11 protein-coding genes are annotated in these 14,545 nt (G+C 35.5%); 2 read left to right on the top strand and 9 right to left on the bottom strand.

Translation table 11 applies throughout. The annotated features are described in order from the left end of the window. Positions 1 to 90: 90 nt before the first annotated feature. The 5 genes from F6K23_RS17210 to hpsE (F6K23_RS17230) all read right to left on the bottom strand — a co-directional run bounded on the left by F6K23_RS17210 (position 91) and on the right by hpsE (F6K23_RS17230) (position 7,405). The gene (locus F6K23_RS17210) at positions 91 to 1,899 is read right to left on the bottom strand and encodes an asparagine synthase-related protein (RefSeq protein ID WP_293157926.1); all 1,809 of its coding nucleotides are present in this window, start codon (positions 1,897 to 1,899) and stop codon (positions 91 to 93) included. Between the two features lie 22 nt (positions 1,900 to 1,921). Beyond that, on the bottom strand, positions 1,922 to 3,742 hold the full coding sequence (locus F6K23_RS17215; protein ID WP_293157929.1) for a hypothetical protein: 1,821 nt from the start codon (positions 3,740 to 3,742) through the stop codon (positions 1,922 to 1,924). 3 nt (positions 3,743 to 3,745) lie between these two features. Then, the gene (locus F6K23_RS17220) at positions 3,746 to 5,089 is read right to left on the bottom strand and encodes a phenylacetate--CoA ligase family protein (protein ID WP_293157932.1); all 1,344 of its coding nucleotides are present in this window, start codon (positions 5,087 to 5,089) and stop codon (positions 3,746 to 3,748) included. Between the two features lie 212 nt (positions 5,090 to 5,301). Further along, positions 5,302 to 6,405: a glycosyltransferase gene (locus F6K23_RS17225; protein ID WP_293157935.1), complete on the bottom strand. Its 1,104-nt coding sequence runs from the start codon at positions 6,403 to 6,405 to the stop codon at positions 5,302 to 5,304. 10 nt (positions 6,406 to 6,415) lie between these two features. Continuing rightward, positions 6,416 to 7,405 carry a hormogonium polysaccharide biosynthesis glycosyltransferase HpsE gene (hpsE, locus tag F6K23_RS17230; protein WP_367267732.1) on the bottom strand — a complete coding sequence of 330 codons (990 nt, stop codon included), beginning with the start codon at positions 7,403 to 7,405 and terminating at the stop codon, positions 6,416 to 6,418. A 498-nt stretch (positions 7,406 to 7,903) separates the two neighbouring features. Here hpsE (F6K23_RS17230) and F6K23_RS17235 point away from each other — a divergent pair, with 498 nt between their 5' ends. Both F6K23_RS17235 and F6K23_RS17240 read left to right on the top strand, forming a co-directional pair. Further along, complete coding sequence (locus F6K23_RS17235) at positions 7,904 to 8,824, top strand: sulfotransferase (protein WP_293157938.1); 921 nt, start codon at positions 7,904 to 7,906, stop codon at positions 8,822 to 8,824. Between the two features lie 23 nt (positions 8,825 to 8,847). After that, complete coding sequence (locus F6K23_RS17240) at positions 8,848 to 10,101, top strand: glycosyltransferase (protein ID WP_293157941.1); 1,254 nt, start codon at positions 8,848 to 8,850, stop codon at positions 10,099 to 10,101. Here F6K23_RS17240 and F6K23_RS17245 read toward each other — a convergent pair. The 4 genes from F6K23_RS17245 to rpmB all read right to left on the bottom strand — a co-directional run bounded on the left by F6K23_RS17245 (position 10,085) and on the right by rpmB (position 14,260). Beyond that, entirely contained in the window at positions 10,085 to 11,254 is a 1,170-nt protein-coding gene (locus tag F6K23_RS17245) for a glycosyltransferase family 4 protein (protein ID WP_293157944.1), read from the bottom strand. The genes F6K23_RS17240 and F6K23_RS17245 overlap by 17 nt on opposite strands. 324 nt (positions 11,255 to 11,578) lie before the next feature. Further along, positions 11,579 to 12,637, bottom strand: coding sequence for a glycosyltransferase (locus tag F6K23_RS17250; RefSeq protein WP_293157947.1), 1,059 nt, complete (start codon positions 12,635 to 12,637; stop codon positions 11,579 to 11,581). Between the two features lie 5 nt (positions 12,638 to 12,642). Then, positions 12,643 to 13,656: a hormogonium polysaccharide biosynthesis glycosyltransferase HpsE gene (gene hpsE / locus F6K23_RS17255; RefSeq protein WP_293157950.1), complete on the bottom strand. Its 1,014-nt coding sequence runs from the start codon at positions 13,654 to 13,656 to the stop codon at positions 12,643 to 12,645. 367 nt (positions 13,657 to 14,023) lie between these two features. Further along, positions 14,024 to 14,260, bottom strand: coding sequence for a 50S ribosomal protein L28 (rpmB, locus tag F6K23_RS17260; protein WP_293158056.1), 237 nt, complete (start codon positions 14,258 to 14,260; stop codon positions 14,024 to 14,026). Positions 14,261 to 14,545: the final 285 nt, after the last annotated feature.

Genomic DNA, 14,545 nt, shown 5'->3' on the forward strand with positions numbered 1-14,545 from the left:
TTTCCAGAAGATTAATCAGATTAGTCAAATTTTCTACAAGGTATTTTCAAATCAATATTTATACTGACCAAAACAAACAGTGGTTATTTGCTATAAACGGCCTTGTGACCATAGTAAAAATCCCAATAATGCTTTACGGCTTGAGAGTTCAGCACTAGAGTAATAATTAACTCGTTCTACTGGTAAATTTGGTGGTGGAAGTATTTGATTAAAAACTTGTTCATCAAACAACTCTTTTACCAGAAAACGGTTTGGTTCAACTTGTTTTCTAATTTCTCTATGACCGGCATTTTCAATATCAAAAATTCTTTGGAAATAGCGTCTTTCATATCCTAGTTTATACTGGAATCTTCTCCATTTTTTTTGTAACTTAAATAGTAAGGATAACTGTTGACGAATTGAACTTGTTAAAAGTGGCTCAGTGTCATAATATGTACCCCGGTCTAGAGGTAATTTAGCCAGTTCAGGAAAGCGAGTACATAAAAGTTGATTTTGAGCGCGTCGCTTAATAATTGTTGAAGGAGGAAAAGCTGCAGTAGTTTCAATCAGTTCTTTATCTAAAATTGGCAGAATAGGCCATGCACCAAAGCAAGCTTGCCATCCTGTTGAGCCAACATGAAATCTTTGTCGGTTGTAGAAATCAAAAAATAATGCCTGTTTAAACTTTTGTGTTGAATAACCTTGGTATTTTTCTTTGACTGCATCTAATATTTCATCTACTAAATTACCAAATATTTCTGGTCGTAATAACTTTTTCAAAGTTTCTGGTAGAAAACCCCAACTATTAACTCCGCGTTGAAAGAATTTTTCAAAAGAAATGTTGGGGTCATCAATTTTGTATGAAGCTTTAGCCCCCATTAATAATTCTATAGAATTACCAATAACTACCCTAGAGCCGTAATTATTTAAGTAGGGATAAATATCCCAATTCATTACCCAGTTACAACCATTTGCTAGGTGTTCCCACTTGACTATTTTTTCAAAACCACCAGGATACTTTTCTAGAGGAATAGTAACAGGATGATGTTCAAAAATAAGATGACGAGCAACAGCTTTTGCACATTGCATTTCTAAATCACCAACAACTCCTAGAGTGAGGGCAACGGTATCAACTTTTTGTCGATGGAGAAACCCGGCCAAAATTCGTGAATCAAGTCCCCCAGAAAGCAGAATATTATGTTTAGCCCCATCTAAGCTTTGAGTATGAAGCGCTCGATCAATAACATTTTCTAAAAGTTCAAGGTGTTCTGGGAATGAAAGTTCACTGTAGGGATAGTCTTTACTGCAATCTCCTATTTGATGCTGTTTAATTTCTTGAGCAGCAGAGTCTACTTGCCAACTTAATAAATGACCTGCACTTAGCCGTCTAACATTTTGCCACAAAGTCTGTCCATCAAAAATATTGTTCAGTAGCAAAATACCCACCAACCCAGCAGGATTAAATTTTGCTTCAAATAGAGGATGGTATCTAAAAAGTTCCTGGCTAGACCCTACAAGGGCAACATCTCCATGAGTAAAATAATAAACTGGGAAAACTCCCTGCAAATCAGCTCCTACTCTCATGCCAAGACCGGGCTCATAAACTATAGCTGCATAAAATCCATCGAAAATGGGAGGTTGGGTTGGAAGACTTGTCCATTGGTTTCTCAGCTGTTTAGCATCAATTATCGTTGATGAATCTTGAGGAATAGCTTGCCCCCAAATAATCCCTGCACCTTCTTCATCGCTAACAACACTTATAGGAGCTTTAGCATTAGCAGCCCAAATGGCATGGAAGTTTTCTGTGCTACAAGAGTTAGTAATTAAACCTTCGACCGGAGGTATGAGTGTTTCTACAGTTTTGATAAACAGCGATCGCCTTTCTGGATCTGGATCTACGACAACTAAAAAATTAGCCATATTAGTTACTTTATTACTTTCATCAAATTTCGTTTAATTGGAAATTATCCCAGGGTTTTTGGAGCAACCAACGCCACACTTGCCAGTAAAACAAAAGTTCCTGCTCATAAGAAAACTTGCCTGGGTTACTGTTAGTAAAATCTTGAATAAGTCTAACTTGGTCAGAGTTAAGATCGGGATGACCAATATCTACCCGACCAATAACCTGACCCAAAAACTGAGAAGGCTGAAAAAAACTTTGGTGGGGTGGCACTCCTAAAATTTTCAGCAACCCACGTCCTATTTTCCCTTTTCCTAAAGCTAACTGAAGTTTGTAGGCGTTCATAAATATTTCATGCCACAGAGAAAAAGCTTGAGGAGATACTAATTTACCCCCAGAAACAAATGGTACGGTTAACATTTTTGGGAAGTGTTGCTGAAATATCTGCTTATATAGTCTAAACTCGGTCTTAACTTCAAAGGGTAAAGCAGCAGCGATCGCCCAGAAATCTTTTGTTAGTCCAGGGGTAAAAGTTGGGACAATATTGAAATATATTTGTAGAGGGTTTGGTGCAATACGGTTACGAGTACGGTTGCGGATAATAAATTCAGACACTCCAAAACCATCATCACTATACTGAGACTTTTCTGCCTCTAACTTCTCTAAAAATTCTGTCTGGATCTGCTTTGCCAAGGATGGGGCAAAAATTTTATGAATTGCCTGCCATTGAGGAGAATTAGGTGGCATTGCCAGAGTAGCCAAGTATTCAGAAAAACCTCCTCTTGGTTGTTTTCCCACAGGTACAAGTATTGCTCCGGGATAACACCCCTCCCACACAGCACCCATATTAGGCTCCAAATGCTGCAATACCTGAGAAATAAATAAAAACAAGCTTGGTGTCGCCACCTCATTCATCACTAGATAATCCAAATAAGCCTGAGACGAGAAAAAATCTGGGTCTGAAGATATCCTCTTGACCGACGCTCTCACCTTCTTCGCCACCCACTCCGCATAAATACCATCAGCACCAAAAAATTCGTCCTCATGGGTCAGAATAACTGTCCGAGCATCAATACCCATCTTATAGAGTAAGGCCAACAATAACCGAGAATCAAATCCACCACTCAATAATATTGTGCCTGGTTGCTGATAAGCCAGATAACCTTTGATATTCTGTTCCAATAGCTCAATTATCTGTCCCGTATCTACATCGGCCAAAGTTTTTTCGGGTTGGGGTTGAGGCCAATGCCAATAATTCTTTTCTTCCAGGCGATCGCTACTATGGTCATAAATCAAAATCGCACCGGGAGGCACACGCTTAACTTTATCAAGAGTAGTATCATTGCCCAGAGTATGACCAAAGGTGACAAAAGCACCCCAGGCACCAGGGTTCATTTCTAAATCTATTAATCCACTAGCAGCGATCGCTTTAATTTCACTGGCCACTAACAATTTGCCAGAGACCCTGGCCATATACAAAGGCTGCATCCCCAGAATATCTGTGACGATGGCTAATTTACTTGCTTTTTGGTCCCAATATAAAGCTACAAAAGCTCCATCAAATTCTGTCAATGCTTCAGCAGCAGTCTGATAATCTAACTCGACAATTTGATTTAATTTTTGTTCTAAATTCCCATTAGTAATAATAGGTATTCCGGCAATAATTAATTGATTATTAGTAGTACTTGTTCGGTGTAGATAAATATTACCAGTAGTTCCTGTGGCAGTGGTGATTTTTGCCATAAAACCACCAGAAACTTTGAATATTTCTGACTTATTTAACTGCGCCCTGATTTGAGCATCAGCCATCGATTTTATTGTCTGTTGCTGACAATTTTCTCCAAAAATTCCTGCTAGTTTCATTGATTAAAGTTCTACCAAACTACGAGTATAAAGTAGTTTACCTTGGGGTGTTCTAGGTACTTCCTCTACCTGATGCCATTTTATCTCACATTTTTCACCCATAACCTGTTTAACTTTATCACAAATTTCTGCCATTTCACTCTCTACAGGCTGACCGATAGGCACATAATAAATGTCTATTTTTTCAAAGTCTGTTTGTAATACTTGAAATTCATCTATCCAGTTTCTGAAATAAAATTGACGAGTAAAATATCCCCCATCTACTAGGGTTCCTTCTCTGGTAATAAAATGGTCTTTAATTCTACCAGTAATTTTTTCTAAAGTAGGTAATTTACTACCACAATTACAAGGTTTACCTAAAATTCCTGTATCGCCAATTTCATAACGAATTAAAGGCATAGAATAATTATGTAAAGTTGTGATTAAAATTCTGCCTTCTTCCCCTGGTTGTACGGGTTTATTATTTTTATCAACAACTTCTAAGTGATTATTAAAATTAAAAATGTGGATTTTTCCTTTTGCACATTCACCAGCGATCGCTCCTACTTCTCTAGAACCATAAAAATCGTAAATTTTGCAGTTAAAAACATCTTCTATTAGTTCTCGCATGAATTGTCGTAAAGTTTCAGCAGAAGTATGTATTCTTTTTGGGCTGTGAATTGATAAATTATTTTCTTTAACAAATTTGGCTAACTGATATAGGGAACCTGCATAGGATTTAATTAATTTTGGTTTTTTCTGATTAATTACCTCTACATATTCATGCAAGTCCTCTTTTGTCATCTTGAAAGAATTTAAAAATGTTGTCTGAGGCTGAATTATAGTTAATAATTTTTGTCTAGTTGTCAAATTCTTTTTCTGAGTTTGCTGCTGAATATCTGTTTGAGAACCCCACAAAATAACTTGAGAAGTAACCACTGCTTCAATATCTAAAAATTGGCGATAAAAAAATAGTTCTGTAGCTTCTCGCCATTCCTCATATTCAGCATCTTGAATTACTTGTAATGGTTTTCCTGTTGAGCCACCGGAACTATTAAAATAATAACCACGACTTGCCAATTCATCTGACTTGAGATTGTCAAAATTTTCCCGAATAATTGATTTAGTTAAAATCGGCAATTCAGAAAAGTTAGAACTATTGTAGCTGTGACTAGAGATTAAATTTTTGTAGTAGGGAATATGTGCTGTGGCATATTCTAGTAATGCAGATAAATAACTATTTGTTCTTGCTGGAGAATCATTAATTATTTGCTCATACAAAACTTCCCTTAAACTTAGATTTTTAGAGGTTAATTTTCTATAAATTTTGCGTGCCGAAACATAGACTTGACTAGGAATATCCATCATAAAAAAAGAATATTTAAAAAACAGAAAAATTTCCGCAAAATATAGTGTTTCTCAAGTCAGAGATTGAATGTATCAGTCGAAGGAAAGGTTAAGACAGATCGACAGCTTAAAACTCAGACAACGTAAGATTTTTCCTTCTTCCTTCTTCCTTCTTCCTTCTTCCTTCTTCCTTCTTCCTTCTTCCTTCTTCCTTCTTCCTTCTGCTATATAGCCTAAGTTAAGCCTAAAAATTCGAGATATTGTTGAGCAACATTTTCTACTTTAAATTGTTCCAGCCAAGCTGAATTGACTTGCCGAGAATTACCTGATAGTATTTCTAAAATCGCCTTTGCTATGGCCTCATCATCTCCAACTTGTACAAGGGAACCATATTTACCACCATCGAGAATTTCTTCAGGGCCACAAGGACAATTAGTAGAAACTACAGGAGTTCCTAAAGCTAATGCTTCTATCAATACATTTGGTAAGCCTTCCCAGAGAGAAGATAGTACAAATACTGCTGCTTTTTTGAGGTAGGGATAAGGGTTATCAGCAAATCCTGGTAAAGCCACATCATTTTCTATATCTAGTTCCTTAATTAAGGCTTGAAGTTGTACTTTTTCACGACCCTTACCCAAAATCATCAAGCGACATGGCTTTGTCTGACGCACTTTAGCAAAAGCTTTGATTAGAGTTGAAAAGTTTTTTTGTGGATCTAATCTCCCGACCCCAAGCACTACAGGTGGCTGTCCTAGCTGAAACCAAGGATGGTCTAAAGTTTGTTGCGATTTTTCAAATATAGCAGGAGTAATAGTGGGGTTGTAAATAACTTTGATGCGTTTTGGAGAAATACCAGTAATATTAGCTAAATCTTGAGCTACGCCGTTAGAGTTTGCGAGAATGCCATCTGCCAGAGGGTATAAAAGTTTTGTACTAATAGTTGACCACTTTTCACTACTGGGTTCATTTCCAGCGTGCATAGATAAAGCATTACGTTCTGAAACTATTACTCGCGTATTTACAAAAGCCAGACGTTTTGCCAAAATAGCTATTTCATTGGGATAATGCAAAAAGGAAAGCAAAACTTTTGGGCGCTCCTGCCGTAGATAACGCACTAACTTGGGAAGACCTGCTAAAGTTTTTTTAGTCTTAAGGTCAATAGTACTCACTTCTGGCGGTACTTCTGATAAATATGGCCCTTCTGCCATATTCATCACTAAATCTACTTTTACCCCTTGTTTAATAAAAGCTGGCATTAAATTTACGAGTACACGCTCTGCACCACCACCATATAAGAAGCGGATATGTATAGCTAAATGGGTTTGAGTTGTGGACATACTTGAGCCTCTACTGCTGAGAGAACGATTTGTATTTTTTCATCATAACTTGCTTGCTTCTTGTCACCCTTTTTAAATAATAAAAAGGACTAAGCAAACTTCCCCATAAAAATTCAAATTTGAATGCTGCAATTAAGTTTTTTTTCACCTGAAACCTGTACTCAATTAAAAGTAATAAAATTCGCTTAATATTTCCTAGTATAGTCTTCAGAAAAATCAAGGGTTTCTCCCAATTTGTAGCATTAATCATTCGTAGTTGAAAAGTTGCTAAACCTATCCCTTTTGCTAAAGGAATTAGATATTCTTTTTCTAGGCGGTACTTGGGAATTTTATGGTGAATACACATAGTTGGATTGTAGCAAATTTTCCACCCTCCTTTATGTAAATAAAGTAAAGCCTCATAGTCTTCACCCGCAACGATTGAATTTCCAACTCTTCCTATCAAAGCTAACCGAGTAGGGACATTTTCAGACCATGCTTGCTTTCTAACTACTAATCCGGCACCAGGAGGAAGTCTTAATTTTTCTGCTTCAAATAAAAAGGTTTCAGAACCATGTTCTCTAATAGCTAAAAAAGCTTGAATCGTATCAAATTTTTCTGGTGGATTGACTTCAAAATCCCCTATTATTCTACCACTATATGCACCTGCTGTTTGATGTTCTTGACCAAATTTAACAACTTCAATCACCCAATCTGGTTCTGGCAAGTTATCATCGTCAAGAAAACCGATAAAATTACCATTAGCTTCTTCAATTGCTTTTTGTCTAGCAAATGCTAACCCTTGCTCTGGTTCAAAACAATATCTCAGTGGTATGTTATCTGGCCACTCAGAACGAAAACTATTAACAACTTGAGTAAGACTATCGCTGCTATTATTATCAACGACAATTACTTCCCAAGAAATATTCTCTGTATTAATTTGCGATCGTAACTTCTCTAATACTAAAGGCAGTCTATTCGCCCCATTATAGGTTGGTATAGCAACAGTAAAATCTAGCATTATTTTTCCTAGTATACTATTTCTATTTAAACCTAATCCACCATTGAATATAGGTATCAATATCCTTATAACTATACCAAATATCGGGATGTTGGTGATTACTTCAAAAAGTGAGGTTACCACATCAGTACTATTACGAATAAAGTGAATAAACCTTGCATCTTTGAAATAGGTATTTTTTCAGTAAATTATATCAAAATCAGGCCTAGATTAAGGATCAAGCAAAATCTTAAATATTTTGAATAACTTTCTTTTTGAGAATGGTGGATAGGTACAGTACTAGCAAAAAATGAATTAGAATATTTTGGTTATTCCCTCAAGTGCTATTAACAATTAAAGATAATATTTCATAACTTTAGACTAATGTAAATATAACCTTGATATTACCTAGTCTTTTTCCCTTTGTTTGGAAAAATGGTATATATAATTATAGCAAAGTTTTAAATTGAGTGATTTATGGCTATTAACAAGTCACTAATAGCAGATCCTTTTCTGCTTGTGTACGATTCTAGATCCGGTTCCACTTTCCTCTCCAATTTACTCGTTAAGTCTGCACCGATTGCTATAGCACCAGAAAGTGATTTTATCAGCACTATTATCCAGAATTACCGTAAGAAAATAATTACAGACAAACAAGATTTAGAAAACATTTTAGAAATTACATTTAGCGACAGGAAATTTAGTGATTGGCATCTGGAGCGTGATGAAATATCTAAGTATATTCAGCTTGATTCTCCTACATCAATACGCGATTTTATTTTACTAATTTGTACCTTATATAAGGAGAAAAATTTTCCAGACTCTGAAGTATTTGGTCTTAAGAAATCAACTTATTTAAAACTACATCGAACAATAAATGAATTCTTTCCTCAGTTTAAGTTTATTAGTATTGTTAGAGATGGTAGAGCTGTCTTTAACTCCAAAAAAAATAGTATATACTCTGTAACTGGTAAACCTTTTGAAACCAACCCCTACTCAGCAGCATTAGAATGGTCGAAAATTCTCAAATTAATTAGAGAAGTCGATCAGAATTATCCTGGACGGATGGCTATTGTCCAATATGAACAGATGATTCAGGAACCAGAAGCAACTATAAACACCTTATGTCAATTTATAGGAGTCAAAAGTTCTGAAACTAATAATCAATATTCTATTCCCGATCGCTATGGCAAAGATTTGCATAAAAATGTCAATCAAGAACCTTTGACTTCTCGTATTGAGGCATGGCAGCAAGATTTATCAGATAGAGAAATTTTGGCTTTTGAAGTAGTTTCTCATCAAGATTTACTTCTGGAAAGCTACGATCTGCTCCATTCCAGAGTAGTTGTTACTACGGTAGGTTTCTTCTGGAAAATAGTTCATACTATAAAAGTTCGTCTCAAAAGGTTTTTAATTTGGACAGGCGTTAGGCAATATTAATTATACAACTTGGAGAAATTAATATGACTACCCTCGAGTCACTAATGTACATTTCTGCGGGGAATTTACCTTCCTTGTGGGCGAATACTGTACAGACAGCAAAAATGTCTCAAGCCTTTGCTCAAAAACTTAAGCATTTTGAACTGGTGACCAGTGGCGATATCTCTGCGACTTTCAGAGGAATGGATAAAGATTTTCAAGCCTGGTATAACTTGGAAAGACCTTATAATCTAGTTCGTCTGCCTCTGCACATTCAAGTAAATTATCCTTTTTCTAAATCTTATAGAAACTACTCATATTTTAGACTTGCAACTCTATATGCTTGTTGGAAGTGTCCCTCCTTGGTTTATACTCGTACCCCAGAGATTGTAAATTTAATGACAAAATTTGGGATTCCTGTAGTATGGGAATGGCATGAACCAATACAGCCTAATTCTTCATTAGCACCACTCCTCACCTCTAACTATTTAATTGGCTTTGTCACCTTGTCACCCTATTTAATGGACTCTTTAATCCAATCTAAAATAAGTCCCAATAAAGTGTTTATTAGTCCTAGTGCTGCAGATATTAGCAGTTTTTTACCTGCTCAAAGTAAGGCAGCAGCTCGCCAGAAACTAGGGTTGCCACAAGATGCAAAAATTGCTTTATATTCTGGGCATTTATATAATTATAAAGGAATTCCTACTATCTTAGAAATTGCTCAACTTTTACCCGAATGTCAGTTTCTGTTGGTGGGTGGCTGGCAAAAAGATGTTGAGAGAGTGCGTTTGTCTTGTCAAGAGAGGCATTTAACAAATATCCAATTAACAGGTCATGTCGCCCAGTCTGAACTTGCAACATATTTATATGCCTCTGATATTTTTTTATTACCAACAAGTCAAACTTGGGAACTGGCTCAAACCACATCACCACTTAAATTATTTGATTACATGGCCACGAAAAGGCCGATCGTTGCATCAGCTCTCCCAACGATAATGCAAACAGTGGAAGATGGAGAAACGGCACTTCTAGTTAAATCAGATGAACCCAAGGCGTGGAAAGAAGCGATCGCTAAATTATTAAAAGATCGAACCTTGAGCGAACGTCTTGCTCAGAATGCTTTTCAAAAAGTTCAAACTTTGACTTGGGACAAACGTGCCGATGAAATTTTAAAGTTTGCAGCACATCAGTTACAAGGGGTTGACTCGCAAAATTTTCAACCTAGAATTAATCTGATTCGTCATACAATTAAAGATGTATATGGGAAACTAACTACTAAGTTCAAAGTAAATCCATAAATATCTGTTTAGCCGTTTTTCCTACCACATCCCAATTTAATCGTTGTTGATATTCTTTAAATGATGACATTGCTAATTTTTGATATCTAGGATAATCACTAATTCGGGAAATTATATAATCACAATATTCTTGAATTTCTGCATCTAAAGCAAAAGTTTTACCATTAATATCTTCTTTAATTACAGTTGGAATACCTGCAATATCTTTAGTCAAACAAGGCACTCCAAAAGCATTAGCTTCTATCAAAACATTAGGAGCACAATCTTCTCTAGTTGGCAAAATCATAAAATGAGAATCAGCTACTAATTGCCTCATTTTTGACTCTCCTTCTGGTTTAGACTTATCAATATATCCCACTATATTAATAAAATCTGGTAAAGGTTTAATCGGAGGTTGACAGCCAATAATTGTTAGTTCAGCATTGAAACCCATTTCATTTAACTGTTTAACAACTGCAACTGCAATATCTCCACCTTTTCTATGCCAATCTATGCCAGAAAATATTAACTTACAAGGTTTTTCTTTTCTTGATTTAACAATATTTTCTATCTCTTCAACAGTTCTTCCTGGCTGAAGTTCAATATTAGCGCCCCTAGGAATTACATGAATTTTCGACTCATTAACTTTGTAATGTTTAACAGCATTTTCAGCAGCCCAATCTGAAGTAAATATCAAAAGTTTACATTTATCAATTGCTGCTTTTTCATAATTATAAATATTTCTTCTAGTTTCTTGAGGAATATTTTTTAAATAAGGATAAAAATCAATTAATTCTGCGACTACAGTATCTACCCACAGAACTATTGGCTGCTTACATTCTAAATAAGCAATAGGATTTGCTCCTTCCACTGCTAAGACGATATCTGAATTTAACTTAGACAATTTTTGAGATATTTGACGGGCATATTCTTTACATACTATCAAGCTAGCCCAACTATAATAATCCTTCTTAAATAAGTAACGATAGAACAGCCATTTACTCTTAGTTAACCAACCATACTTTTTTTCAAGTGGACCTACATAATCTAAAGTTATTCCTTGATTTTCTAAGGTTTTTGCTATGTAGCTATTGGAGCCATAATTCCCACGTTTATGTTTAGACCAACTAGCAGAATTTTTTGTATCATAAGTAGTAACATAAGCAATTTTCATATATTAATCTTGCCGTATTTTTTTTCAGTACAAATATTTTTCAACCATTTAAAATAAAAATTTCTAATAATTTGATTTAATGATTTTCTGAATGACTTAAAATCAATTAATAACTGCACTTTTCTATGATTTTAATATCTTTAGATAAAACTCTGTATTGAATTGCACTTTTTTTTCACTCCAAACTAGGGCGATAACTCTTTGAAAATTTAGACCGGGGACGATAAACTAGATTACGACTAGTCAAATAAATACAGCCGTTACGACTAATCGGTACAGTTTAAACAGGGGATAAATTCACTTCCTATAGATAGATTCATATTTTTACTCTTGTGTCCGATCATCCTTTGATAATTTTTGATAAAATTCTATAGTCAGCAGACTTAAATTTTGCCATCCTAACTTTTCTAGATTAGCCTGTGGCGATCGCCCTTCTTTGACTGCCCACTCTAACCCAGATTCTAAAATCTCTTTTGTTAGGTCTCTTGGATACAGCTTTACCCAATCTTGCCCCACCTGTTCCTGCAACTCTGCCATTGCTCCCTTATTAGGCACTAATATAGGACAATCAAAAGAAAGGGCCAACAATGCACTCCCTGAATTTAAAATCTCTTGAAACGGTAATATTACTAAATCTGCAGTCTGAAAATATTCTTGTAACTTCTCATCCGGTACAAACTCAAACTTTAATTTGACCCTAGAATAATTTTCTGCAACTTGAGATATCTGAGTACCAATTTCTGGAACTTCTAGTTTACCTGCCACTAATAATATCCAATTAGCAGGAGCTAATTCTCGAAAAACTTGGACTAAATGAGGTACATTTTTATAGTAGTCGATATAACCAAGAAATAAAAGTACATGGGAGTCAAAAGGAACATCTAAATTTGTTTTAGCTACCTCACAATTTATATTATTGGGGTAGACCTCTCGATAATGACCATGAGGGATAACTGCGTGGGGGCGATCGCTCAATCTAGGAAAAGTTGCATCTGCTAACTCTTTACTTACTTGGCAATGACTAATGAACCCATCTACCCGCTTGATGAACTCTGACTGAAACCAGTTTGCCAACTTAGGATGCAATAGGTTGTGGGGATATTGGTCGTGAATTGTCCAAATAACTTTTGTTCCTCTAGCCCTAACCCAGTCTATAGCAAAGAGCATAGTTACAGCCCGCAAACCGGCTAAAAGTAGATTTGGATGACGGACGATAGTTTCTGTAGGCCAGTGAAGGTGAAAAATATCATAGTATTGGCGTAGCAGTTGGCCAAAAGAAAATTCTGTAACTGTTAGCCCTTGCTGCACCACCTGAGAATATAATAGCCAGTTATAGGGGTTTTTATACTTAGTTTTAAATGCTGGCCAAGCAATAATTTTCATCAAAATTACCGACAATCAATACCACTGAAACCTATTTGAGATTTTACTACTGAAGTATAGTCTGATTCAACTTTATTCAAATAGCCATTTCTCCACAAATAGAAAGGACTTTTCAAACTATTGATATATAATTCCAACTCACAAGCTGCCACTACATCTGTTCGTAACTTCAAACCATATTTGAGTAAATGACGGATAATTTTCCGACTATCATTTGCAGTATAAGCTAAAAAAGCCAATGGTTTTAACCATGGTTTAACTCCTAACATTCGAGTAACATAACGACTCAAACCAATACCACGGAAAAATTTAATTAGATAATCTTTTTGTGTTCGATGTTGAGGAATTTTGTGAATTACTTCCATTGCTGGATTATACCAAATTTCCCAGCCTGCTTTTTGAATATAACTAATAGTTTCTGTATCTTCACCTGTTAACATTGAACCTGGTACTCTACCACTTAATATGCATTGCTCTGGAACACTTTCTAACCATGCTTCCCGACGAACTACTAATCCAGCGGAAGGAGGTATTACCTTAATTGCAGGCTGATATAATAATGGTTCCTCTCCTCTTTCTGTGATGGCAAAAAATGATTTAATTCGGTCAAAATTAGGTGGTAGTTCTCCAGAAAAATCTCCATGAATTTGACTAGCATAAGCTCCTGCTTTTGGATATTTTTGAGCAAATTCATAAGCTGCTGCCACCCAATTATGTGCAGGAATATTATCATCATCTAGGAAACCAATTAAAGGAGAATTTGCTACTTTTACTGCTTTTTTTCTGGCGAATCCTGCACCTTGTTGTGCTTCATAACAGTATTTTAATGGGATTTTATCCGACCAGTTTTCTTGATATCTACTAATTATTTTTTTTGTATTGTCTGTGCTTTTATTATCTACAACAATAATTTCCCAAGATAGTCCTTCTACTCCGATTTGAGCACGTAATTTGTCTAGAACTAATGGTAATCGTTCAGCTCCGTTATAAGTAGGAATTGCGATAGTAAAGTTAGTCATAATAATTTACTTTTTTTATAAACCTTGCTATGTTAATATATAGCTAATATTTTCCTAATTAAGCAACGATATAACGATATTGTTTCGTAACTTACTGATATATTACCAAATTTTCTACGGAAAAATACGGATTTAGAGGTTGGTTTATACAAACTAATCTAAAAACCTAATTACTTAATCAGTAGACCCTCGCTGAAAATTTTATACTCAGACTCCTTGAATTCGTAGGCTTAAACAAAACCATCAAATTAATAAATACAGCTCCAGCAAAAAGAATCAGGAAAAAATCAGAAAAAAATAAATAAATAGCCCTGTGCTACAGTTGATGATAACAGGGCTAAATAAGAGTAGTATGAAGAAAAATATATCAGCACTTATTCAAGTTAATGCCAGTGGCCTTGGCCATAGCTTGTATACCTTTGTTTTCTAAAGTTTTAATTGCTTTAGTCGATAATCGCAGTTTCACCCAACGATTACCTTGAGGCCACCAAACTCTTTTCCATTGGAGATTTACTTGCTGTAACTTGTGGGTGCGGATATGGGAGTGGGAAACTGCATAGGCATTATTAGCTTTCTTTCCAGTCAATTGACATTTACGACCCATGATTTGTCTACCTAGATTTTTTTTACATTTTGCCATCAGAAGGCCAGCACAATAATCTATGATTTAGTGTCTGGATGAATGATGGATATATAATTATGGTTTCCTACAGAATGCTCCGCAAACGATGCCACAATTATATACAAATATTTATAGCTTATTTAGTATACATTATGGATCGAGTTAGTTTTAATAGTAATCATCGTCAAAATTAGGTCAGTGCAAAAAATACCAGTTTGAACGGCTGGATGGAAACGACTCGACGGATTTTAATCCGTAGTCAAAAAA

This window comes from Okeania sp. SIO2C9 (assembly GCF_010672455.1).
In the GTDB taxonomy this organism is placed as follows: Bacteria; Cyanobacteriota; Cyanobacteriia; order Cyanobacteriales; family Microcoleaceae; genus Okeania.

Excerpts from the sequence above, each read along its gene's own strand:
- F6K23_RS17220 (WP_293157932.1), bottom strand. The coding sequence starts at position 5,089 with ATGATGGATATTCCTAGTCAAGTCTATGTTTCGGCACGCAAAATTTAT.
- F6K23_RS17215 (WP_293157929.1), bottom strand. The coding sequence starts at position 3,742 with ATGAAACTAGCAGGAATTTTTGGAGAAAATTGTCAGCAACAGACAATA.
- F6K23_RS17210 (WP_293157926.1), bottom strand. The coding sequence starts at position 1,899 with ATGGCTAATTTTTTAGTTGTCGTAGATCCAGATCCAGAAAGGCGATCG.
- F6K23_RS17245 (WP_293157944.1), bottom strand. The coding sequence starts at position 11,254 with ATGAAAATTGCTTATGTTACTACTTATGATACAAAAAATTCTGCTAGT.
- rpmB (WP_293158056.1), bottom strand. The coding sequence starts at position 14,260 with ATGGGTCGTAAATGTCAATTGACTGGAAAGAAAGCTAATAATGCCTAT.
- hpsE (WP_367267732.1), bottom strand. The coding sequence starts at position 7,405 with ATGCTAGATTTTACTGTTGCTATACCAACCTATAATGGGGCGAATAGA.
- F6K23_RS17250 (WP_293157947.1), bottom strand. The coding sequence starts at position 12,637 with ATGAAAATTATTGCTTGGCCAGCATTTAAAACTAAGTATAAAAACCCC.
- F6K23_RS17225 (WP_293157935.1), bottom strand. The coding sequence starts at position 6,405 with ATGTCCACAACTCAAACCCATTTAGCTATACATATCCGCTTCTTATAT.
- F6K23_RS17240 (WP_293157941.1), top strand. The coding sequence starts at position 8,848 with ATGACTACCCTCGAGTCACTAATGTACATTTCTGCGGGGAATTTACCT.
- hpsE (WP_293157950.1), bottom strand. The coding sequence starts at position 13,656 with ATGACTAACTTTACTATCGCAATTCCTACTTATAACGGAGCTGAACGA.